Source organism: Streptomyces reniochalinae (genome assembly GCF_003323735.1).
In the GTDB taxonomy this organism is placed as follows: Bacteria; Actinomycetota; Actinomycetes; order Streptomycetales; family Streptomycetaceae; genus Streptomyces; species Streptomyces reniochalinae.
Window position 1 is genome coordinate 1 of the sequence record NZ_QOIM01000043.1, and the last position, 21887, is coordinate 21887.

General features: G+C 69.1%; 22 protein-coding genes, 1 tRNA gene and 3 pseudogenes. 20 read left to right on the plus strand and 6 right to left on the minus strand.

What is annotated here, in order from left to right; genetic code table 11:
* Positions 1–195, plus strand: a pseudogene (locus DQ392_RS29035) (IS110 family transposase); the annotation flags it as partial.
* A 157-nt stretch (positions 196–352) separates the two neighbouring features.
* Here DQ392_RS29035 and DQ392_RS29040 read toward each other — a convergent pair.
* Positions 353–829 (minus strand): annotated as a pseudogene (locus DQ392_RS29040) (transposase family protein); the annotation flags it as partial.
* A gap of 121 nt (positions 830–950) precedes the next feature.
* Complete coding sequence (locus DQ392_RS34175; protein ID WP_147266596.1) at positions 951–1757, minus strand: hypothetical protein; 807 nt, start codon at positions 1755–1757, stop codon at positions 951–953.
* 326 nt (positions 1758–2083) lie between these two features.
* Between DQ392_RS34175 and DQ392_RS35555 the strand changes: the two are divergent.
* The 3 genes and pseudogenes from DQ392_RS35555 to DQ392_RS29050 form a co-directional block, all read left to right on the plus strand.
* Positions 2084–2359: pseudogene (locus DQ392_RS35555) on the plus strand (transposase family protein); the annotation flags it as partial.
* Positions 2360–3048: 689 nt separating this feature from the next.
* Positions 3049–4461: an HNH endonuclease signature motif containing protein gene (locus DQ392_RS29045; protein WP_114018697.1), complete on the plus strand. Its 1413-nt coding sequence runs from the start codon at positions 3049–3051 to the stop codon at positions 4459–4461.
* A 244-nt stretch (positions 4462–4705) separates the two neighbouring features.
* Positions 4706–5563, plus strand: coding sequence for a DUF6551 family protein (locus DQ392_RS29050; protein ID WP_114018698.1), 858 nt, complete (start codon positions 4706–4708; stop codon positions 5561–5563).
* A 217-nt stretch (positions 5564–5780) separates the two neighbouring features.
* Here DQ392_RS29050 and DQ392_RS29055 read toward each other — a convergent pair whose 3' ends face one another.
* Together DQ392_RS29055 and DQ392_RS29060 are read right to left on the minus strand one after the other, a co-directional pair.
* Entirely contained in the window at positions 5781–6335 is a 555-nt protein-coding gene (locus DQ392_RS29055; protein ID WP_114018699.1) for a GNAT family N-acetyltransferase, read from the minus strand.
* A gap of 2 nt (positions 6336–6337) precedes the next feature.
* Positions 6338–7108 (minus strand): GntR family transcriptional regulator, encoded by a 771-nt coding sequence (locus tag DQ392_RS29060; RefSeq protein ID WP_114018700.1) that lies wholly within the window; start codon positions 7106–7108, stop codon positions 6338–6340.
* A gap of 496 nt (positions 7109–7604) precedes the next feature.
* Between DQ392_RS29060 and DQ392_RS29065 the strand changes: the two genes are divergently transcribed.
* The 16 genes from DQ392_RS29065 (at position 7605) to DQ392_RS29130 (ending at position 19963) form a co-directional block, all read left to right on the plus strand.
* Positions 7605–8063, plus strand: a complete 459-nt coding sequence (locus DQ392_RS29065; protein ID WP_114018701.1) for a pRL2-23 — start codon at positions 7605–7607, stop codon at positions 8061–8063.
* A gap of 77 nt (positions 8064–8140) precedes the next feature.
* Positions 8141–8308, plus strand: coding sequence for a hypothetical protein (locus DQ392_RS34640; RefSeq protein WP_181856627.1), 168 nt, complete (start codon positions 8141–8143; stop codon positions 8306–8308).
* Positions 8309–8441: 133 nt separating this feature from the next.
* Positions 8442–9209: a DUF4097 family beta strand repeat-containing protein gene (locus tag DQ392_RS29070; RefSeq protein ID WP_114018702.1), complete on the plus strand. Its 768-nt coding sequence runs from the start codon at positions 8442–8444 to the stop codon at positions 9207–9209.
* Between the two features lie 95 nt (positions 9210–9304).
* Positions 9305–9577, plus strand: a complete 273-nt coding sequence (locus DQ392_RS29075; RefSeq protein WP_114018703.1) for a hypothetical protein — start codon at positions 9305–9307, stop codon at positions 9575–9577.
* Positions 9574–10017 (plus strand): Pycsar system effector family protein, encoded by a 444-nt coding sequence (locus tag DQ392_RS29080; RefSeq protein ID WP_114018704.1) that lies wholly within the window; start codon positions 9574–9576, stop codon positions 10015–10017. Before DQ392_RS29075 ends, DQ392_RS29080 begins: the two co-directional genes overlap by 4 nt.
* Entirely contained in the window at positions 10014–10658 is a 645-nt protein-coding gene (locus DQ392_RS29085; RefSeq protein ID WP_114018705.1) for a GGDEF domain-containing protein, read from the plus strand. The genes DQ392_RS29080 and DQ392_RS29085 overlap by 4 nt, the downstream gene beginning before the upstream one ends.
* Positions 10655–11992, plus strand: a complete 1338-nt coding sequence (locus DQ392_RS29090) for a hypothetical protein (RefSeq protein ID WP_114018706.1) — start codon at positions 10655–10657, stop codon at positions 11990–11992. Before DQ392_RS29085 ends, DQ392_RS29090 begins: the two co-directional genes overlap by 4 nt.
* Positions 11993–12187: 195 nt before the next feature.
* Positions 12188–14371, plus strand: coding sequence for a cell division protein FtsK (locus tag DQ392_RS29095; RefSeq protein ID WP_114018707.1), 2184 nt, complete (start codon positions 12188–12190; stop codon positions 14369–14371).
* Positions 14372–14512: 141 nt separating this feature from the next.
* Positions 14513–14767, plus strand: coding sequence for a hypothetical protein (locus tag DQ392_RS29100; protein WP_114018708.1), 255 nt, complete (start codon positions 14513–14515; stop codon positions 14765–14767).
* Entirely contained in the window at positions 14764–14958 is a 195-nt protein-coding gene (locus DQ392_RS29105) for a hypothetical protein (RefSeq protein ID WP_114018709.1), read from the plus strand. The genes DQ392_RS29100 and DQ392_RS29105 overlap by 4 nt, the downstream gene beginning before the upstream one ends.
* Before the next feature lie 21 nt (positions 14959–14979).
* Positions 14980–15198 carry a hypothetical protein gene (locus tag DQ392_RS29110; RefSeq protein ID WP_114018710.1) on the plus strand — a complete coding sequence of 73 codons (219 nt, stop codon included), beginning with the start codon at positions 14980–14982 and terminating at the stop codon, positions 15196–15198.
* Positions 15199–15210: 12 nt separating this feature from the next.
* Positions 15211–15375 carry a hypothetical protein gene (locus DQ392_RS34645; protein WP_181856628.1) on the plus strand — a complete coding sequence of 55 codons (165 nt, stop codon included), beginning with the start codon at positions 15211–15213 and terminating at the stop codon, positions 15373–15375.
* Between the two features lie 98 nt (positions 15376–15473).
* Positions 15474–16379 (plus strand): bifunctional DNA primase/polymerase, encoded by a 906-nt coding sequence (locus DQ392_RS29115; protein WP_245982116.1) that lies wholly within the window; start codon positions 15474–15476, stop codon positions 16377–16379.
* A 2-nt stretch (positions 16380–16381) separates the two neighbouring features.
* Positions 16382–17857: an ATP-binding protein gene (locus DQ392_RS29120; protein WP_114018711.1), complete on the plus strand. Its 1476-nt coding sequence runs from the start codon at positions 16382–16384 to the stop codon at positions 17855–17857.
* A gap of 449 nt (positions 17858–18306) precedes the next feature.
* Positions 18307–18513 carry a helix-turn-helix domain-containing protein gene (locus DQ392_RS29125; protein ID WP_114018712.1) on the plus strand — a complete coding sequence of 69 codons (207 nt, stop codon included), beginning with the start codon at positions 18307–18309 and terminating at the stop codon, positions 18511–18513.
* Positions 18514–18577: 64 nt separating this feature from the next.
* Entirely contained in the window at positions 18578–19963 is a 1386-nt protein-coding gene (locus tag DQ392_RS29130) for a tyrosine-type recombinase/integrase (protein ID WP_114018713.1), read from the plus strand.
* Between the two features lie 44 nt (positions 19964–20007).
* Here the strand turns inward: DQ392_RS29130 and DQ392_RS29135 are convergent.
* Positions 20008–20084 (minus strand) — tRNA-Thr (locus DQ392_RS29135).
* A gap of 80 nt (positions 20085–20164) precedes the next feature.
* Positions 20165–21796 carry an alpha/beta hydrolase gene (locus tag DQ392_RS29140; RefSeq protein ID WP_114018714.1) on the minus strand — a complete coding sequence of 544 codons (1632 nt, stop codon included), beginning with the start codon at positions 21794–21796 and terminating at the stop codon, positions 20165–20167.
* Positions 21797–21887: the final 91 nt, after the last annotated feature.

A 21887-nucleotide genomic window follows, 5' to 3' on the forward strand; every position in this document is an offset into this window, starting at 1 on the left:
TTCTACCAGGCATCGTTCTGCTCGATCCAGCGTGACCCCACCTCGCGGACCTACTACGACCGGAAGCGGGCCGAAGGCAAACGGCACCACCAGGCTCTCATCGCTCTGGCTCGACGCAAGGTCAACGTCCTCTACGCCATGCTCCGCGACCGACAGCCCTTCCAGCACCGGCCACCCCTGCGTCTCATCGCTTGACAGAAGCATTAGGCAGCCACGTGCTGCGGGGTGTCCCAGGTTGCCGTTTCCCCAGATCAGAGCACGTATCGCGGTCCCCCCCCTGTTCGTGCACCGTGTTGCCCCGTCCAAGGGCGTCCGCGCTCCCCTTGCGCTTCCCTATGAGCGGAGGGTCGTCGTCGCGGGCCGCGCGGATGTCGTGAACGGCTCCCGGCAGTGCGGGCGAGGCCCACAGCAGCCGGCCAGACGGATCGGCGAGGACCTGCATGTTCATGCCGTGCTTCTTGTGCTTCCCGGAGTGGAAGGGCCGGTCGACGGCGATCCGGTCGATCGGCAGGAGTGCCCCGTCGAGCAGGACGTATGCCTTCGTCGAGGCAATCCGAACTGCCTCGTGGAGACTCGGTGCGAGTGCTGCCGGCAGGTCGACGGCCTCGCTGATGTAGCGGTAGACCGTACTTGTCCCGGCATTGAAACCCGCTGCGAGCTGGGCGTACGTGGTCCCGTTCCGCAGATCCGCCGACACCAGCAGGGCTTGACGGCCGGCCGGGAGTCGGCGCCGGTGACTTCCCCTCCGACGGTGGTGGTCGCGCAGGCGAGCGGCGAGGAAGGACAGGGATCGACTGGACACGTCCAGCCCGCACGGAGGGGCAAGCACACGAAGCCTCTGGTCGGGCGAGGACATCTTGGTCGTGAATCCGTCTACCAGAGGCTTCACTTGACTGTCGAACCAACCGACCAGCTCACGCCGCAAATTGGCAAAGCCTCAGTGACAGGTGTCACCAGCTGATGAGGTCCCGTGAGGGATGCCGTACGCGCGAATCCTCGCCGAAGAGGACACGGGAGCGCGGCTCACGGTCGCGCAGCAGCGCAAGACCACATGGGACAAGCACAAGAGCAAGACACAGTCCTCCGAGGCCGGGCTCATGTTCCTTGAGAATGCCCATGCCGAGCCAGCCGGCCGGAAGGATCAACAGGCATCGCATCAAGCCCAAGGATCGAGACCGATAGGCTGCGACGGCAATCAGAAAAGAACCGAGAATAGTTCCGACGGAGATGACCACCGGAATTCGCCAGAAGGCATATGCGAGGTCACCATACCCATCGAGGAACACGGAAGACGCCGCGTCGCTTCCAAGCCGTTCGACCAGATTGAAAGCGGTGGCATCCACTCCCAGATAGAATATCCGCGCGCCGAGGCCGAGCGTCATCAAACCGGCTCCCAGTGTCGCGATCAGTGGTGCTCGGCGGGCCGCGATGTGAGAGAGACTGATCATCGCCGGTATCAGCAAGACGACGCCGATGAGCAAGAGAGTCCATCCTGCAGTGGAGAGTCCTGGCGCTCGATCATGGACTACGAGCAGCATCGGTGCGGCAAACGCATCTGCGTCCAGATCATCGAGCTCAGTCGGAGACAGGGACGCTGACTGCCTGGCCAGCCACTGCACGAACAGCCCCGAGGTCCACACCAGGGGGCCGACGATCAGTGTGAGACCTCCGAGAACTCTCCCGGGAAACGGGCTCCAACGGTCGAGCGCCGAACCGGGTGCGGCGTGGTTTTCGTGAGTTCCTTGGGGAACCGCCACGTTGAAGCCTCCTGTTTGCCGATGCGATTCCGGACTACGACAGGTGAATCGCCGGCATGCGCCGAGAGCGGACATCGAATTTCCGACAGCTGCGCCGACGTCTGCCTCTGACAGCCTCTTGATGGGAGTGCAGTCCAACCGTCACCAGTCGTGCTGCGCGAGCCTACGACGACGGAAAGACCGGTGCATCGCTGCCCACTGATGAGTGTATGGCATGAGGCTTTGCCAACTTGCGGCGTGAGCTGGTCGGTTGGTTCGACAGTCAAGTGAAGCCTCTGGTAGACGGATTCACGACCAAGATGTCCTCGCCCGACCAGAGGCTTCGGGTGCTTGCCCCTCCGTGCGGGCTGGACGTGTCCAGTCGATCCCTGTCCTTCCTCGCCGCTCGCCTGCGCGACCACCACCGTCGGAGGGGAAGTCACCGGCGCTGACTCCCGGCCGGCCGTCAAGCCCTGCCGGTGTCGGCGGATCTGCGGAACGGGACCACGTACGCCCAGCTCGCAGCGGGTTTCGATGCCGGGACAAGTACGGTCTACCGCTACATCAGCGAGGCCGTCGACCTGCCGGCCGCACTCGCACCGAGTCTCCACGAGCCGGCCAGGATGAGCAGGGAGCAGCGGTCGGCTTGCCAGCTCAGCAGCCAGGCGCGGCGAAGGGCGCCGGGGAGGCGGGCGGCGATGGCTCGGGTACAGCGTAGGCGCGGCCCTTGGAGCACTTCCACAAGTTCCGGCATTGGCCCCGGAGGCTGTGGTCGACAGTGCGACGCCTCTGCGAAGTCCGGGCCCGCGCTCCCCTCTGCACAAGCTCTGCGCCCATGCGCTCCCCTTGGACGGGGCGGCACGAGGACACGGGTCTGTCATGCAGCCCAATGCCGCCCAGAACATGAAAAAGCCCAGGTCACACGGTGTGTGACCTGGGCTTCAGACGAGCCGCCTAAGGGAATCGAACCCTTGACCTACGCATTACGAGTTGTCCGATCATGGTCCGCTGAGGTCCAGGAGGGTACGCAAGTAGATCCTTCTGCGCAGCTCAGAGGCCGTATGGACCCGTACGGACGCTGAGAGATCAGGGTGGATGCGCGGTCAGACGAGACCAGAAGTGAGACCGCTTCTGGCACGGGCATCCGCTGGAGGACCTATCGCAGGGGCTCTGACAGCGGCAGGAGCGGAGACGGAGACGATGCCCCGGTGGACGCCGCCCACAGCGCTACTGACAGTCTCCTCCTCGACATCCGTTGTCAGTGCCGCGTGATGCACTGCTACCTCCGAGTTGAGCACTTAGAGGGAGCCCCATGACGTCGGCTGCGAAGGATCTCATTAAGCGCGTGGGCAAACTGTCCCCGGCCCAGCGCGCGAACGGGCAGGCGCTGCACCGCCCATTGTTGCTGCTGTGGAGTATCGGGCAGGCCGTGCACCGTGAGCCGCGCGAGCAGCGCTGGTCACAGGTGTGCGACGTGTTGAAGCCTCTGCTGACGAAGTACGCGAACGCTCCGGGAGACGCTCGATCTGCGGCCTATCCATTCTGGGCTTTGAGGAAGGACGGATTGTGGGAGGTCGAGGGATCCGAGCAGCTCCTGCTCACCAGTGGCGGCCGTCGTCCGACGCTCACGGAACTGCACGAACGCAATCCCCTGGCCGGTCTCCCGGCAGAGGACTACGACCTGCTTTCGCAGGACCGTGCGGTCGCCGCATGGGTGGCTGGCACTTTGCTGGTTAAGTTCTTCAGCCCCGTACCCGCGCAGCTTTTGGACGACCTGGGGTTGGCCGAGCTCCTGGCAGGGCAGGCGGACGCGTCATTGCGCCCGCGGGTGGGCGAGCGATTTACCGACCGGAACGCGATCAGCGCGGCGCACGGCGGAAATAACGTGCAGGGCATCACTCCGCTCGCCGATGGCATCTTGACGGTGTACTCCGATGACAAGGGGCCGTACGCGGACGGGCGTATCCCTGGCACCGACTGGATCGCCTACACCGGCGACGGCCTCTCCGGTGACCAACGCCTCGTCCAGGGCAACAAGAGCATGGCGGCGTACCAGCGCGAGCGGCGCGCTCTGCGCTACTGGCACAAGCCCTACCGCGGCACCTGGTTCTTCGAGACGTGGGCCGTCATCGTCCAGTGCCGCCGCCGCTGGGGCGTGGGGGAAGACGGCAAGCAGCGTCGCGAGTACGTGTGGGTTCTCGCCCCCGTCTCCTCGCCCATGCCCGAAACCTGGCCCGAAGACGTTCGAGACGCACTGTCCGAGGACAACCACCAGGTTCATGACGACTCACGAGACATCGTGCCGCAGGCCGCTCCAGTCGAAAACGAGGTCAGCAATCAGGAGCGCTACAAGCGGCTCACGGCTGCCGCTCACCGCACCGCCAAAGGCAGGGCTTCGCATTCCAAAGCCTTCCAGACAGAGCGCTACCTGCGCTCCCCCGCCGCACGCGAAGCGGTGATACTCCGAAGCGAAGGGCGCTGCGAGAACGACACGTGCCTCGGCCACTCCAGCGAACTCACCGACGCGGGCGCCCCCATCCTCGACGTGGACCACGTCAATGGCTTGGCTCGCACGCGCGAAGATACTCCCGAAACCATGATCGCCCTCTGCCCGAACTGCCACGCGCTCAAGACCCGCGGCATCAAGCGCAAGGCGATGGAGAAGCGTCTTCGAAGCATCGCCCGCACGCGCCACAAACAGTTTTCCGACGACAGTGGTACATAACAGGTAGATGTCAGTTGGGTGTCAGTTTGAGACCGCTCACCAGACCTCGGCAGCGTTTCGCCAGCACTAGCGCCGGACCTCTTCGCCCCGCCACCGCAATCTATCGGTACATCGTTGAACTTGAGCCCCAAAAACCGGGTTGTCCGGTAATCTCATCGCTCCACAGTCACCGTCTCCCGCATCCGGGAGCTGACATGTGTCGCCGTCGTCCCCACTGGGGCGCTGACACAGAAGGGGAACCTCCGTGTCCGGTAAGGACTACAGCTACGACATCCCAGATCATCCGATCTACTACGAAAAGGTGGATCCGAGGGCAATCAAGTTCGATCCTCGCGCTCAGCGGAACCTCAACAAGGCCCGCGCGAAGGCCATCGCGGAAAAGTTGGTCCCAACAGCCCTCGGGACGCCGATCCTGTCGCAGCGTGAAGACGGGCGGTACGCCGTGGACGGCATGCACCGTGTCTATGCCTGCCAACTCATTCTTGCTGGGAGCGTCTTAGTCCCGGACGAGGTCCGCGCAGCACTCCAGGAAATCTACTGCGAGATCCACTCGGGCCTGTCGATGGCCAACGAGGCATCGCTGTTCATCATCAAGAACAAGGAGTCCTCGAAAGTTGGTGCCAACGACGAGTTCAGAATCGGCGTGCTTGCCGGGCACCCGCTCTTCGTAGACACCAGCACCGTCCTGGAGAAGCACCAGCTCAAAGTCGGTGGCCGAACCACCAACGGCGTGCGCGGCATCAAGGGAATCCTCAGCATCGTGCAGGACTACGGCCCCGAGATTCTTGACCAGTCACTCGCCATCGCCGAGGACGCTTGGGGCCGCACCCCCGACACATGGCACTCCGTCACTATCGGCGGTATCGCTATCGTGCTCTCCCAGCACCCCGATGTCGTTACGCCCGTGGAACTGGCGCGGAAGCTCAAGGCGCAAGGCGATCCGAAGTCCTTCAAGAATAAGATCCAGACCACCGCCACCAATGGCAACACGCGACATGACGGCACCAAGGGCCGCCTCAAAGCCGCTCACCTGTCGGTTGCAGCCGCCTGGAACGCTCACCGTAGTGTCAGGAAGATTCCCCTCCCGAACATCTTCGAGTAGTACTCGCGACCATGGTGGCCCGCTCCCTGCGATGTTGGGCGGGCCACCTCGCCGTTGCCAATCGCAGCCCGACATCACGCACGCGCCCACCGCGGCGGCTCGATACTTACTGGCTACGCTCAAGAGCTGCACAGATGCCACGATGATTCCCGAAAAGCCGGCGCGCCCGCTGTCGTCGTGCGTTCGCTTCGTTTGCCCCCCGCTTGGCGCTCCCACGTCAGCCGGTAGCGACAGCTTCCAGCGGCGCCTCAGGATGCATCACGACTGTGGCGTCTCGCTGTGCCATCCACCCCGACAGGCGGTGTGCGGGCGCTTCCGTCCGTACGTGGGCGAACCCTTCGCGCAGGTAGTAGTTCTGCAACGCCGTGTTCGCGCGCCAGCAGTCGAGCCGGACCCACTTGCGGCGCCGATCACGGGCGACGGCCCCCACCCAGTCGAGCACGCGACCACCGAGCTGTTGCCCGGCTGCCCTCCGTCCCGTGATCAGTTTGGCGACGTACACGGCGTTGTCGGGGTCGTCCCCCTCCCGCCAAAAGTCCATATCAGGGGGCGCGAGCGTCACGGTTGCGGCCGTGCCCGCGCCGTCCTCGACGACCCAGGTGCGGTCATGGGCGATGTCGTTCTGCCACTTCGCCAGCGCGCGATCGCGGAAGCCGGGGGAGCGCCATTGGTCGATGCCCGCCGCCGCCAACCAACCCTCAGCTTCGACACGGAGCGCCATGAGCGCTTCTCCGTCAGCAGGGGTAGCACGGCGGATGACGTAGTCGGACATCCTCAAACCTCCAACTCGTACACGAGCGTGTTGAGGTGCCCCGGGGCTACCGTCACCATGACTCGGATCGGGTCCCCTGCTTCGTCGTAGCCGATGCGAGCATGCCTCGTCACGGGTGTGCCGACGCCCTCGGGGAGTTCGAGCCGCTGAGCTTCTTCCTGGGTAGCCGGCGGCCATGAGCGGATCTCGTCGCGAAGTCGCTTCTGCGGGTGCCCGATGTAGGCCAATATGCCGCCTGGCCGCGTCACGTCCTCTTCGCGCATAAGGTCCGTGTCCAGGGCAATCCCTGTGGGAAACCAGGAGTCCGCAAGCTGGAAGGGTTCACCATCGACCCGGCGAACACGTCGGCGGGCGACCACGAACGTACCGGGCTTCAGTCCGAGCCATGCGGCCACCTCCGGCGGCGCTGGCTCGACGCTGACACGCGGGGTGTCCTGGCTCGGGGTACGCCCCTGCTCTGCCGCTGCGGCTTTCCAGTCGTCCCGCCCCGACGTGCTGTCGTCTCGACGGTCGCCCCGCTCGAACTGGTGGAGCTGCCATTCAAGAGGCTTGATCGCGCGGACGAAGACGCCCTTCCCCTGCCGTCCCTCCACCTGCCCGCTGGCTTTGAGCAGGGAGATCACGCGGTAGATGGTCTTCTCTCCGACCTCGTGCAGCTCTGCAAGCTCACGGGTGCTCGGCAGCTTCTCACCTGATTCCAGATCGCCGGACGCGATGCGGTCGAGTAGCTCGTCTGCGATCTCTCGGGCGGTCGGCGCTTCCTTAGATGGCATGTATCGCAGGGTAGCCCAACTTCAGGTCGGAAGTTTTCCGGATCCGACACCACTTCGTGTCGGAAGTATCCCAGGTCAGGCCGCACGTACCCAAACTCGCCTTCACTGCTGGGCCCAACAGCACGCTCACCCTCCCACACACTTCGTGTCGGAAGTGGTTGACGAAGGTCAAATCTGTCGGCTAGCTTCTTGCTCATCGGAACTTCCGACACGAAGTTCGGTAGGCATCGCCCGGCGGGCTCCCTCTTCGGAGGGCGTCAGACCGCAGTCCGTCGGAGCGGCTGTTGCTTGAGAACTGAACAGCGTGACGAGGTCACCGCCTCCTCCGATAAGGCGGCCCGCGCGGCCAAGACCGCGCACTGACGACCTCCGCAGCTCCCGCTGCGGCCGGTTGCCTCCTCCGCCCGTCCGGCTGCTGGCCGTACGGGCGGGGCCGAGGGGAGCCGGAGCACCACCCCCTCTCCACCTGCCCGCTCTTCAGAGACGGAGTACTGCCATGTGGGCCAGCCTGATAGCCGTTATCGGCACCCTGACCGGCGCGCTCTTGTCCGGTCTTCTCCAGCACCGCGCCGTGCACACCGAACGCGCTGACGCCCGTCGACAGGCGCTGCGGCGTGACCAGCTCGACGCGGTGACCGCGCTCGCGGTCGCCGTCTCCGATCACCGCCGCACGATGTGGGAATCCCGCCAGGCCATGCTCGCCGGCGCCGATGCTGCCCGGGTTCTGGAGCTGCGGGAGGCCGCGCACGAGACCCGCAGCGCCATCACCGCCCCGGCCGTGCGCATCCGGCTCCTCATCCGTGACGCCGACACCCGCGCGGCAGCCGACGAGGCCGCGCTGGCGACCTACCGGATGCGCGATGCCGCCGACCTGGACGAGCTGACCGCGCTGCGCTCGGAAGCCCTCGCGGCGCACGACGCGTTCGTGTCCTGCGCCGGCATGGCGCTGGCCTGACGGCTGCCCGATCTGCCCGCACGGCGGGCGGTGAGGGGAGCCGGACAGTCCGGCTGCCTTGTGTGAAGGAGTACGCCATGAGCCACCCCAGCGCCGACGACATGCGCGAGTACATCAGCGGCACCGCCAAGCTCGCCTCCGAGGCATCCACCGACGACCCGCAGCACGGCCTGTATCACGAGTCGATCAACGCGGCCCTTGACCAGATGGACCGTGAGGGCGGCCCCAGCTACGGCCAGCACTGACCGCCACAACTGCCCCGGAGTACGCCGTGAGGGCGCGGGATCGAATCCCGCCCGGGGCACTGCCGGACACCGGCCTCCCTGCCAGAAGCCACCGGTGCCCGGCCCCTGACTCGCTCTGACAGGAGAACCCGCCATGACTCAGCGCACCTTTGAGATGTCCTCCACCGGTCCGATCGTGCTCGGGCTGGATCTGCCGGTCGGCAGCGCCGAAGTACAGGTATCCCACAACGTCACCAGGGCGCGTGTGATGCTGCGGACCGAGGACGAATCCGGCCCGGCCGCCAACGCGATCCTCAGGGCCCGCGAGTGGGAGGACGGGCAGACCCTCGCGGTGGAGGTGCCCGACCTGCCCGGCGGCACGGTGACGCAGAGCGTGCGCGGCAACCACGTGGTGCAGCACGCCGGAACCGTCTCCGGCACCGTGACCGGCATGACCATCATCAACGGACAGGTCATCACCGGCGGCGGCATGACGTGCACGGTCTCCCCGATCGTGGCCCGGATCGTCCTTCCGGCCGGCTCCTCGCTCGCGATGGTCTCCCAGTCCGCCGACCTGGCCGCCTACGGCCCGTTGGAGCGTGCCGAGTTCCGCTCGGTGTCCGGCTCCTGCCGCTTCGATGCGGTCCGGGAGGTGATTGCCTCGACCACGTCGGGCGACATCATCGCCGGGCCCGTCACCGACAGCATCACCGCCCGGTCCATCTCCGGCGACATCGAGACCGACCCCTACGCCGGGGGCAACGCCGACCTGACCACCACGTCCGGCGACGTGCGGGTGTACGCCATGGCCGCCGCTTCCGGGCGGCTGCGGGCCCACACCGTCTCCGGCGACGTCCGCGTGAGCGGCGGCCGGCACCTGGACCTGAGCGTCCGCAGCGTCTCCGGCCGCACCCGCACCTGAACCCACCCTTTGCCCTTCCCAGGGCGGCAGCTCCCTACCACCCTTCCGAGCCCTGCCGCCCCGGGACCCCTTCTCACCAGCTGGAGAAGCCCGCCATGAGCATGCGCCACTACATCGGTGACCAACAGGTCATCGCCGACGACGAAGCACTCGAACTCGCCCTGGACCTGTACGTGGGCCAGGACGACGAGACGGAAGAGGAGACCGCCGCCCGGCTGGACGCCGGCCGCGACATCCTGGCCGCCGACCCGGAGCTGTTCGACCGCGCCGCCCGCGTGGTCGCCGCCGCTCTGGTCGCCACCCCGCGCAGCAACGTCGTGCCCTTCCGGCCCCGGCAGCGCACCGCACGCCCGGAGGTTGCCGCATGAGCGGGGATGAGCGTCTGCGTGCCGCGCACGCCGAAGTGAAGGCCGAGATCGCCCGCACCGATACCAAGACCGCCCTGCTCCTGGCGTTCATCGGCGCGGTGCTGGCCGGCGTGCTGACCGCCGCCCGCGACCTGCCCCTGAACCTGCCCGCCGCTCTTACCGGCGCCCTCGGTATGGCGCTGCTGGTCGGTGCTGCCGGGCTGCTGCTGCGCTCGGTGCGGCCCAACCTGAGGGGGCGGCACGGTTTCCCGCTGTGGGCGACGCTGGACCCGCAGGAGGTCCGCGAGGCCGTCTCGGGTGACCTGGCCGCCGATATCGCCGGTCTGTCTCGCCTGGCGGTGGTCAAGTTCACCAGCCTGCGACGGGCCATCGACCTCATCTGCGCCGGTGGTGGCCTGCTCATCCTCGCCGCCCTGCTGACGGCGGGAGGTGCGCTGTGAACCGGCTCGCCACCGCCCTCGCCCTGCCCCTCGCGGCAGGCTGGGGCCTGCACACCCTCGCTCTGCGCCGCCGCCTGGAAGCCGCCCACCGCGATCCGCTGACCGGGCTGCTGACGCGGGCGCCGTTCGAGGAGCGCGCCGCCCGCCTGTTGCGGGCGGGGCCGTGCGCGGTGGTCTTCGTGGACCTCGACGGCTTCAAGGCCGTCAACGACACCCACGGTCACGCCGCGGGCGATGGCATCTTGCGCGCCACCGCGGGCGCCCTGCACGACGCGGCCACCGACGCCCCGGATGCGGTGCTGGCACGGCTGGGCGGGGACGAGTTCGCCGCCGTGACGCCGATGGCCTCCCCGGTGGCATTGCCGTGGCTGCTGCGCGGCCTGCACGACGAACTGACCGCCCCGACCTGGATCGAGGGCCGGGAGCTGACGGTGGGCGCGTCGGTGGGCGGCTGCTGGACCGGGGACCTGCCGGACGCGTCGTTGTCGGCTGCGGTGCGGCGTGCGGATGAGGTCATGTACCTGGTCAAGCGGGGCGGGGGCGGCTGGCTGCCCGCCGCCCCCGGTGCCCCGGCCCTGCCCACCGCCAACGGCCGCCGCTACGGCCGACCCGGCACCATCGCGGAAGGGAGCCGAGGATGAGCACCCACATCGACACCCGCGCCGTTGTTTCCCGCCGTGAGGAGCGGCGCCGCGACCGCGCGGTTGATGCTGCCCAGCGTCGGGAGGACCTGCGCGCCGCCCGTGAGGAGGGGCGCGCGGACCGCCGGGACGCCGCGCTGCTGCGCATCGAACAGAAGACCACCACCCGGCAAGCCCGGATGGAGGCCCAGGAAAAGACCCGGAAGCTGCGCGCGAAGCGCCGCACCGAACGTCGCAAGACCCGTACCCGCCGGTGGACGGCGCTGCGGTCCGGGGTGGAGGCGCACATGCCGCTGCCTGGGCTGCCGGTGGTGGCCGTCTCGCTGGTGATGGGTTGGAGTGGCCAGACCGGTGCCGCGCTGGTGGCTGGCATGGGGCCCGCGTCGGTCGGCGTGCCGGTGCTGACCGAGGGCATGACGCTGACCCTCGCCGGACTGACCGCCGCCGCCATCACCCACAAACGCCCCTACCGCCGCCTGCTGGTGGCCACCTGGGCTTCCGCGCTGGTGGCGGCCGGGGTGAACGCGGCCGGGCACCTGTTGGAGGACTCCAGCGGTTTCGGCATCTACCGGGCCGTGGCGTTCGCCGCGGCGTCGCTGGCCGCGCTCATCTTGTGGGGCACGGTCATGCGCTCGCGCCGCGCGGTCGCCGCCGGCAAGACCGCCGCCCAGCTCGCCCGGCAACGCCGGATGCGCCGCCGCCACCCCATCCTGTCGGCCCGCGCCCGCGGCCTGGCCGACAGCACCGGGACAGAGTTCGAGACGGCGTTCGCCACCGTGTGGGAGCGCCGCTACGGCGTCACACCCGGAGAGCCGACCGTGCGGGAGCTGCGCTCCCAGCGCCGCGCCCAGCACCGCCGCCGCATCGCTGTCGAGTGGGACGGCGCACCCCGCCGACGGTGGCGCCGTACGCCCGCACCCATCGAACCCGTACAGGCTCGTACGGAAGACGCGCCGGACCGTACGGGGGAGCCGGACGGGGCCCGTACGGATCCGCGTACGGACGCCCCCGCGTCCGCGCCGTACCCGCAGGTCACACCCCGTACGGCCGCCCCGCGCAAGACCGGCCGTACGGCGCCCGTACACACCGGGCGTAGGGGCGTACGGGGGCCGGATGCGAAGGCGTTCGAGGATGCGGAGTTGGAGCGTACGCGGCAGCGCGCCGAAGAGGCGTACGCCGACTCCCTCGACGCGGGAGCCCCGATCGGTCCGGCCGCGCTGGGCCGTGAGTTCGGCTTCTCCGAGGGCTGGGCACGCAAGCGCATCAAGGCCGTGGACAAGCGCCGCGCCGCGGCCCGGCCCGGGCTGCACGTGGTGACCGGCGCGACCTCGTGAGCGGCTACTTCCACGGCACGCCGACCTGCCCGTTCCGGGTGGTCTCCCGCCGCCGGCTCCGCACGCGAACGCCTGCCTGAGCTGCGGATCTGTATGACCTTGCCGCCTGAGTGCGGCGTATCGGGGCCCGGCCCTCTACGGCCAAGCAGTGACCGGGCCCCGCACACCCCTAACCCGTTCAGGAAGGGAACAGCAGTGAATCACGATGATGAGAACGAGCTGTTCAAGCGGCTCGAATCCGAGATGAGCGACGGCGAGACGGGCACGGTCCTCGACTTCACCAAGGAGCGCGCCGCTCGCGCCGCCCCACCGACGGCGCCCGACGCCGACCCGGAGGAGGGCGAGGCGCCTGCCCGGCCGATGGTGGACGCGCCCGGTAATCCGCAGGCGGCCGGGTTCCTGGACCGGATGCGCAGCGCGAAGCGCCGCCCGCTCCTGCCGGGTTGGGCTACCTCGAAGCCGGAGTTCGTGGCGGCGGCGGGGTGGACGGCCGGGCACCTCGGGCACACGGCCGCCTACCACGGCATTCGCACCCCCTGGTACGCGGCGCGGCTGACGGTGCAGGCCCCGGCCGGGGCCGCCAAGTTCGTGGGCGGTTCGCTGCGGTGGTTGGCTGACCGCGAGGGTGACCCGCTGCGCGCGGCGGCGGCCCGCCGTGAGGATGTGGGCGAGTACCTGAAACTCTCCCGGCAGCGGGACCATCGCGTGCGCTGGCGCACCCTCGTCGGCGTCGTCGCCTCCGTCATCGGCGTCTCTTCCGCCCTGGCCATGTACGTGCTGGCGCCGGGCTGGCTGATGGCGCTGTCCGCGGCGTCGGTGACGCTGGCGCTGGGGTGGCTCGGTCAGCCGGCCGACGCCCCGGTCATTCACCGGGCGGTGGAGGTCGGCAAGGCACCCAAGCTCACCTCGGACATTGTGCTGCGCGCCCTCGGCGCCCTGGGTATCCCCGCGATCAATCAGGCGCAGGGCAAGGGCGGTGACGGGTTCTCCTTCACCGCGCCCATTGCCCGTGACGGGCGTGGCTGGCGTGCCGAGGGGGATCTGCCCTACGGGGTGACGGTTACGGATGTCATCGACCGGCGTGACAAGCTCGCTTCCGGTCTGCGCCGGCCGCTGGGCTGTGTGTGGCCCGAGGCCGTCGGGGAGGAGCACACCGGCAGGTTGGTGCTGTGGGTCGGGGATGAGGACATGTCCCAGGCCAAACAGCCTGCCTGGCCGCTGCTCAAGGCGGGCAGCGTGGACCTGTTCAAGCCCGTCGCGTTCGGCACCGACCCGCGCGGCCGGTGGGTGGACATCACGCTGATGTACATCGCGGCCGTCATCGGCGCGATCCCCCGCATGGGCAAGACGTTCCTGCTGCGTCTGCTGCTGCTCATCTCCTCCCTGGACCCGCGTGCGGAGCTGCACACCTACGACCTGAAGGGCACCGGCGACCTCGACCCGGTCGGGGAGCGCGTCTCCCACCGGCACCGGGCGGGGGACGAGGAAGAGGACATCGAGTACGCGCTGGCCGACCTGCGGGAGCTGCGCACCGAGCTGCGCCGCCGCACTAAGGTGATCCGCTCGCTTCCGCGGGACGTGTGCCCGGAGTCGAAGGTGACTTCCGAGCTGGCCTCGAAGCGCTCGTTGGGGCTGCACCCGATCGTGGTCGGGGTGGATGAGTGCCAGGTGTGGTTCGAGCACGACAAGCACGGCAAGGAGTTCGAGGAGATCTGCACCGACCTCGTCAAGCGGGGCCCCGCCACCGGGATCGTGCTGCTGGTCGCCACGCAGCGGCCGGACGCCAAGGCCCTGCCCACCGGCATCTCCGCCAACGCCTCGGCGCGGTTCTGCCTCAAGGTCATGGGCCAGTTGGAAAACGACATGGTGCTGGGTACCTCCGCCTACAAGCGGGGGGTGCGGGCCACGATGTTCTCCTGGGCCGACAAGGGCATTCACTACTTCGTCGGGGAGGGCGCCGACGCGCAGATCGTGCGCTCGGTCTTCGCTGACGCGGTGACCGCCGACAGCATCGCCCTGCGCGCCCGCAAGCTGCGCCAGGACGCCGGACTCCTGTCCGGCTACGCCCTCGGAGACGAGCCCGCCGCCGACCCGGCCGCCAGCTTTGATCTGCTGGCCGACATCCTCGCGGTCATGCCCGCCGAAGAGGCCAAGGCATGGAACGAGACCGTCGCCGTTCGCCTCGCAGAGCTGCGCCCGGAGGCGTACGGGGAGTGGGGCGGTGAGCAGTTGACCGCCGCGCTCAAGCCCTACGGCGTGCGTACCGGGCAGGTGTGGGGGACGACCGAGGACGGCAAGGGCGCCAACCGGCGCGGCATCAAGCGCGCTGACATCCTCAAAGCCGTTGCGGAGCGTGACGGAAACAGCGACGCCGCCTAGCCGCGAAGCGCCGCTAGACCTAGCGGCGGGCCCTGCTAGGTCTAGCGGCCCCGCTAGCGCACCATCCGGCATCTGATCAGGAATCTAGCCGCTAGCGGCGCCACCTGCGACAACCCCGAAAACCGGCCCCGGGAGGGCTTCATGACCCCTGCGCTGGCCGCTATACCCGGCCTCCTCTTCCTCACGCTCTGTTACGTCGCGCTGTGTGCGGTCTCGCCGTTCGGCAACTGCCGCAAGTGCCGCGGCCTGGGCTTCAAGCTCCGCCACACCCGCACCGGCAGGCCCAAGCGCGGCAAGCACTGCCGCCGCTGCGACGGCCACGGCAAACGCCTCCGCGCCGGCCGCTGGCTCTTCAACCGCGCCGCCCGCCTCCACCGCGAAGGGACCACCCCATGACCGTCACCCTCTCCGCCGTCGTGCTCCTGGGCGTCGGCGTGGCCGCCGCCTTGAAGTTCAAGTCCCTGAGCCTGGGCGGTCTCGTCCTGGCCGGACTGTTCGGCTTCTACCTCGCCTCCACCGACGCGGCCGACAGCATCAACCAGTTCACCGCCGCCGTCTCCAACGCCCTCGGCTCCATCGGCAACTGACCCTCGAAAGGGAAGCTCCCCATGGACCCCACCCGCCCCCGGGCGGCCGGCATCACGCTGATGGCCGCCGGGGAACTGCGCGACGCCCTGGCCGCCATCGAGCGCGGCGATCGGCCCGCCGCCGTGGCCGCGCTCATGGCCATCGACCCCGACTCCTGGCAGGCCATCGAACACCGACTCGCCGCCCTGGGCGGCAGCGTCTCCGCACTCCTGACCATCCCCACCCCGACCGACGACTGAGAGGAACCACCGATGGACCCGGAAGAGACCTACTGCGACGAGTGCGCCGCCTACGGCTGCCGCGGCCACGAACTCTGTGACGACTGCCGAGGGGAGATCTGCAACGAGTGCGGCGGCTGCGACTGCCCTGACGACCCGTGCCCCGGCTACGTCGCCCACTACACCGGCACCGACTGACCACCCCGACACGGCGCGGGGGCGGCGGCTCCCTACCACAGAAGCCCCGCCGCCCCCGGCCACCTGCCCGCCATGAGACAGAACAGGAGACACCCAGTATGCCCTCATCCCCCCACCCGGCGGCAGAGCACCGTTCGGGTGACCCCGCCACCCCCGGCAACGCGGCCACCGAGCACCTGCACGCTGCCCTGCGTATCGCGGCCCGCGGCCTGCCGGTGCTGCCGCTGCGCAAGGGCAAGGTGCCCTTCGGGAACTGCCCGGCCTGCACGCACTACGCATGCGGTGGCCGGCCGAACATGAAGACCCCCGGGCCCTGCACCTGCCCGGCGCCCTGTCACGGCTGGGCCGCCGCCACCACCAACCCGCACACCCTCGGCTCGCCCGCGTGGGCGCGAGCGTGGCGCCAGGCGGCGGCGGTGGCCTACCATCCCGGCGGCGCCGGTCTCACCGTCGTGGACCTCGACCACCCAGGCGCGGTCGCCTGGGCCCGCGCCACGCTGCCGGCCACCCGGACCGTGGCCACCTCACGCGGGGAGCACTGGATCTACCGGGGCACCATGCGGTCGGTCAACGCCGTGCGGGACGGTGTGGACATCAAGTCCACGATGGCCTACGCCCGATGGCTCGCCCCGGGCGCCGGCACCATGTCGGACCTGCCGGAGACCGTGCGGGCACTGGCCACGAAGAAGCCCACCCCGGCCCTCTCGGAGCCGCTGGCCTTCACCGCAGGCGAACGTGCCGCGGGCGGGGAGTGCCCCCACCGCACGCCCATCTTCCTTGAGCGTGGCATCGCGATGGCGGAGCAGCGCATCACCGAGGCGCGCAGCGCGGTGCACACCACCGTCTACCGCACGTTCCTCGCCGTGCTCTCGGCTCACGGCCGGTGCGGCTGCCTCAGCGACGCGCACATGGAGCGGCTATTCGTCGCGGCGCAGGCCAAGGGCGAGTCCCTGCGGCACTGCACCGAGGCGTGGACCAACGCCCGCACCAGGTTGGGACTGTGACCATGGCCGACGAGGAAAAGACCCCGGCCCGCGAGGTCATCACCGACTACGCGCAGGCCCACTTCCGCTACTTCCGCACCGCCGACGGGACCGTGTACGCACAGCGGAACGGCCACCCCGTCGCCCGGCCCATCCGCTCGCAGGGCACGACCGGCAGCCACCGCCAGGAACTCATGGTCGGCCTCTTCCGCGACGGGTGCGGCGTCTTCAACGGGACAGCGCTGAAGGAGGCGCTGGATCTGATCGAAGCACTCGCGCTGACCGAGGACGTGCAGCCCGTGCACATCCGCGTCGCCCCCGGATACGACGGCGCCACGTGGCTGGACCTGGGCCGCGCCGACGGGCAGTCCGTCCGTATCCACCCCGCTGGCTGGGAGATCACCACTCCCGACCCGAGGGAGGTGTGTTGGCGACGCACCCAGCTCACCGGGGAACTGCCCCTGCCCGCCCGGGACACCGACGGCAAGGGCATCGACCTGCTCCTGAGGCTGTGCAACTTCGCCGGAGCCGAGACCGAATGCCTGGCCATCGCGTGGCTGATCGGCTGCCTCGGGCCGTCCGTGCCCGTCCCCGCCCCGTTCCTCACCGGGCCGCAGGGTGCGGGCAAGTCCACCGGGGGGCGGATGCTGGTGCGGATCATCGAGGGCATGAGCGGGGACCTGCGCCGTGCCCCGAAGGATGAGGAGAACCTAGTGGCGGCCGTGGCCGCGGGCTGGGTCACCGCGCTGGACAACCTCTCGCACATGACCCCTGACCTGTCGGATGCCATGTGCTGCATCGTCACCGGAGCGGAGAACGTCAAGCGCGCCCTGTTCACCGACGGGGACGTCTTCCGGGCCCGCTACCGCCGCCCCATGCTGCTGACCGGCATTGACGTCGGCGTCATCCGGCCCGACCTGGCCGAACGACTCCTGCCGCTGCGGCTGGAGCGGCCCAAGGTGCGGCGCACCGAGGCGGAACTGTGGGCCGAGTACACCGAGGCGCTGCCCGCGATCCTCGGATCGCTGCTCGACCTCACGGTGAAGGTCCGGGCGGCAGAGGCGGAGACCCCCACGGATCTGCGGATGGCGGACTTCGCGCACCTGTGCGCGCAGCTCGACGCGGCCACCGGCTTCGGCGCGCTGGCCGCCTACCGGCGGAGCCTGGATGACCTCAACGATGACGTGATCGAGGGGGATCTGCTCGCGCAGACCGTCTTGCAGCACGCCGATGGCATCGAAGCGGGCGAACCGCAGCGCATGACCTCCACAGAGTGGTTGCACTGCCTCAGCCGCCTCTACAGCGGCGAAAACCTACGTCCACTGCCCAAGGGATGGCCGACCACGGGAAAGGTCCTCTCAGACCGCCTCAAGCGCCTTCAACCGACGCTCGCGGCCCGCGGAGTCCTCATCGACTCGGGCCGCACCCGAGAGGGCCGGTACCTCGAAATGCTCCGCCGACCGGACCGGAACCCGCCCGAGCAGCAACAAGCGTTCTGACCGGCACCCAACAAGCAAGAAGAGCACCAGACGCCACGCCGCCGAGTGCTCTTCTTGCTCTTCGGCGCCACGGCGCCGCCCGAAAGACGTGCCGCGCAGCGGCTCCTTCTTCACGCCTTGAGCCGCACCGCACCACAACAGAAACCCCTCCTCTTTTTCCTAAGAGAGGAACGCTGCGTCACCTGCGTCACCCGGGGCCCGAGAACACCCCGTGACCTGCCACAACGCGCGTGACGCAGAGGGCAGCGCCTGCGTCACCCGTGCGTCACCTGCGTCACCTGCGTCACCTGATGACGCAGCCCATGACGCACCGGTGACGCACACCCAAACCCCTGCGTCACCCAAAGCCTCAGGTCAGAGCCACAAATGACGCAGGTGACGCGGTGACGCAGGGATCCACACCTCGGACACACGCAGCCTCATCCCACCGGCCAAGGAGGCACACCCGGATGACCGCCACCGTGACCGCGCCCGCTGACCGCCTGCTCTACAAACCGGAGGACGCCGCCGAAGTTCTCAGCATCGGCCGTTCCTTCGTCTACGAACTCATGGCGGCCGGAGAGCTGGAGTACGTCGAGCTGAGCCGCCGTTGCCGACGCATCCGGCGAACCGCGCTTGAGCAGTACGTCGCCAAGCTGAGCCCGCAGAGCCACTGACCGAAGCACACCCGAGGCGCTTCCGCAGATTGCTCCGGGGGCGCCTCTCTGCATGGAGGAGCATGTGAGTCCTCGTAAGCCGAACATGGAGTCGTCTATCTACCTGGGCAGTGATGGGTGGTGGCACGGCCGCGTCACGATGGGCGTGAAGAACGACGGGAGTCCGGACCGCCGGCATCGTCGGGCGAAGAGCGAGCCGGAAGTCAATCGCAAGGTCAAGGAGCTGGAGCGGCTCCGGGACCAGGGTCGGGCGCCGAAGGCTGGCCGGAAGCCCACCGTTGAGGAGTGGCTGACGACGTACCTCACCACCATCGCGAGTCTGAAGCTCAAGCCGCGGTCGCTGGATGACTACTGGTCGAAGACCCGCAACGACATCATCCCGGGAGTCGGGCAGCACCGACTCGACAAGCTTCAACCGGAGCACTTGGAGCGGATGTACGCCGACATGCTCGAAGAGGGCCACGCACCCTCGCACGTGCTGAAGGTCCACCGCATCCTGTCGCGGGCTCTCAAGATTGCCCACCGCCGCCGGATCATCTCAGAGAACGTGGCCACGCTCGTGGAGCCCCCATCCGTTGACGAGACAGAGGCGAACCCTTTCACCATGGCGGAAGCCAGGGCGTTCCTGCTGGCCGCTGCGAAGCGCCCGACCTCTCTGCGCTGGATCGTCGGCGTAGGCATGGGGTTCCGGCAGGGAGAGTGTTTGGGGCTGCGCTGGGCGTACGTGGACCTTGAAGCCGAGCTGTTTCACCCGCGTTGGCAGCTCCAACGGCTCACGTGGCGGCACGGTTGTGCCGACCCGCACACGTGTGGGACCCGACTGCACCGCTTCGAGCCGTGCCCCGAGAAGTGCACGGTGCACAAGCACTACACCCGCGGTTGTCCCCCGCCGTGCGCGAAGGACTGCACCCGGCACGCGAGCATCTGCCCGGAGCGCAAGGGTGGCGGACTGGTCTTCACGCGGCCCAAGACGAAGAAGAGCCGTGAGCCCGTGCCGATCCCTCCTCCGTTCATCCCGCACCTGCGCGCACAACGCGAGGCCCAGCAGGAGGCACGCGAGGCGGCTGGAGAGCTGTGGGAGGAGCACGACGCCGTGTTCGCCCGGCCGGACGGGCGGCCCTTGGACCCGCGGGCCGACTGGGAGGAGTTCAAGGTGCTGTTGGAGGAGGCGGGCATCAGCGACCGTCGGCTCTACGACGGGAGCCGCCACACGGCCGGCACGATTCTGAACGAGTTGGGGGTGGACATGCCCACGATCATGGAGATCCTGCGGCACACCCAGATCAGCCAGACGCGGCGGTACGTCAAGGGCCGCTCGGAGCTGTCGAAGGAGGCGATGCGGCGGATGGGGGACGCATTTCTGCCGCCGCCCCGGGCCACGTCTGAGACCAGGACTGAGACCGGGCAGACCCGCGCGGAGCGGGCGAAGCGTCGCCGTCGTATCCGCTGAACCACAAAACCCCAGGTCAGAATCCATCTGACCTGGGGTTCCAGTGGAGCCGCCTAAGGGAATCGAACCCTTGACCTACGCATTACGAGTGCGTCGCTCTGGCCGACTGAGCTAAGGCGGCGGGTGCGTGCGACCAGTGTGGGGGCCGCTGCGGCGACAAGTCTACAGGGTTTGCGGGGGTGGTCGGGACGGGGGCCGGGGTCAGTGGCAGGTGGTGCCGTTCTTGGGGGGCTTGCCCTGGACGAGGTAGGAGGTGACGGCGGAGTCGACGCAGTCGCTGCCGCGCAGGTAGGCGGTGTGGCCGTCGCCCTCGTAGGTGACCAGGCGGGCCGAGGAGAGCTGGCCCGCCAGGCCCTGGGCCCAGCGGTAGGGGGTGGCCGGGTCGCGGGTGGTGCCGACGACGACGATCGGGTCGGCGCCCTCGGCGGCGATCCGGTGCGGTTCGCCCGTGGGCTTCACCGGCCACTTGGCGCAGTTCAGCGCCGCCCAGGCGAAGTTGCGGCCGAAGACGGGGCTGGCCTTCTCGAAGGAGGGGACCGCCTTGCGGGCCGCGGCCGCGTCGGAGAAGGCGGGGGGTGCGTCGAGGCAGTTGACGGCCGGGTTGGCGTACATGATGTTGCTGTACTCGCCGTCGGGGCCGCGCTCGTAGTAGTCGTCGGAGAGGGCGAGGAGCGGTGCTCCGTCGCCCTTCTTGGCGGCCGCGAGTGCCTCACGCAGCTGGGGCCAGGAGCCCTCGTCGTACATGGCGCGAATCACACCCGAGGTGGCCAGGGACTCGGTCAGGGGGCGCGAGGAGCCGGTCTTGAGGGGCTTGCGGTCGACCTTCTCGAAGAAGTCGCCCAGCTCCTCGCCCGCCTCGCTGACGCCGCCGGTGCCCAGGGGGCAGTCGGAGCGGCCGACGCAGTCCTTCGCGAACGCCTTGAACGCCGTCTCGAAGCCGGCGGTCTGTTCGCGGTTGACCCGGCGTGCGGACAGGGAAGGGTCCATGGCGCCGTCCAGCACCATGCGGCCGGAGCGCTTCGGGAACAGTCCCGCGTACGTGGCGCCCAGGTAGGTGCCGTAGGAGGCCCCGACGTAGTTGAGCTGCTTGTCGCCGAGTACGCCGCGCAGGACGTCCATGTCGCGGGCCGCCTCCGTCGTCGAGACGTGGCCCAGCAGTTTGCCCGAGCGCTTCTTGCAGCCCTTGGCGAAGCGCTCGTAGGCGGCGGTGAGCGCGTCCGTCTCCTTCGCGGAGTCCGGGGTCTGGTCGACGCGCGTGTAGGAGTCCATCTGCTTGTCGCTCAGGCATTCGACCGGCTCGCTGTGGCCGACGCCGCGCGGGTCCATGCCGACCAGCGTGTAGTGGTCGCGCACCTGCGGCGGGTACGCGAGACCCGCCGCCTGCTGCACGTAGTCGATCGCCGAGCCGCCAGGGCCGCCCGGGTTGACGTGCAGCGACCCGCCCTTCGGCTTGCCCCCGCCGCCCTGCGGCTTGGAGCGGGTGACGGCCAGGCGCACGCTGTGCCCGGTGTCGTCGGGGCCGTCACCGGGTTCGTCGTAGTCCAGCGGCACCCGCAGCGACGCGCACTCGAAGCCTTCGACACCGCAGCTGCGCCACGACAGCTTCTGGTTGTAGTACGGGCGCAGGTTCTCCGGGACCGACTCCGAGAGCGGCTTGAGCGGCGGGGCGTCGGCGCCCGCGTGCGCGCCGGAGGGGTCGGAACCCGGGCTGTCGGAGCCGTCCTCGGACGAGCAGCCCGCAAGCACCAGAGCCGTCACCGCCAGGACGGCCGCGGCCACACGACGGGGCCCCCGCGCGGTACGGGCTCGGGGTCCGGGTGGCTGCTGACTCATCGGGCGTCCCTCCGCTCGCGGCATGTCCACGCGAGCCTACCCACTGTGCCGTCGTGCCGTCCGCCCGCCGGGCCCACCAGGCGCGTCAGCG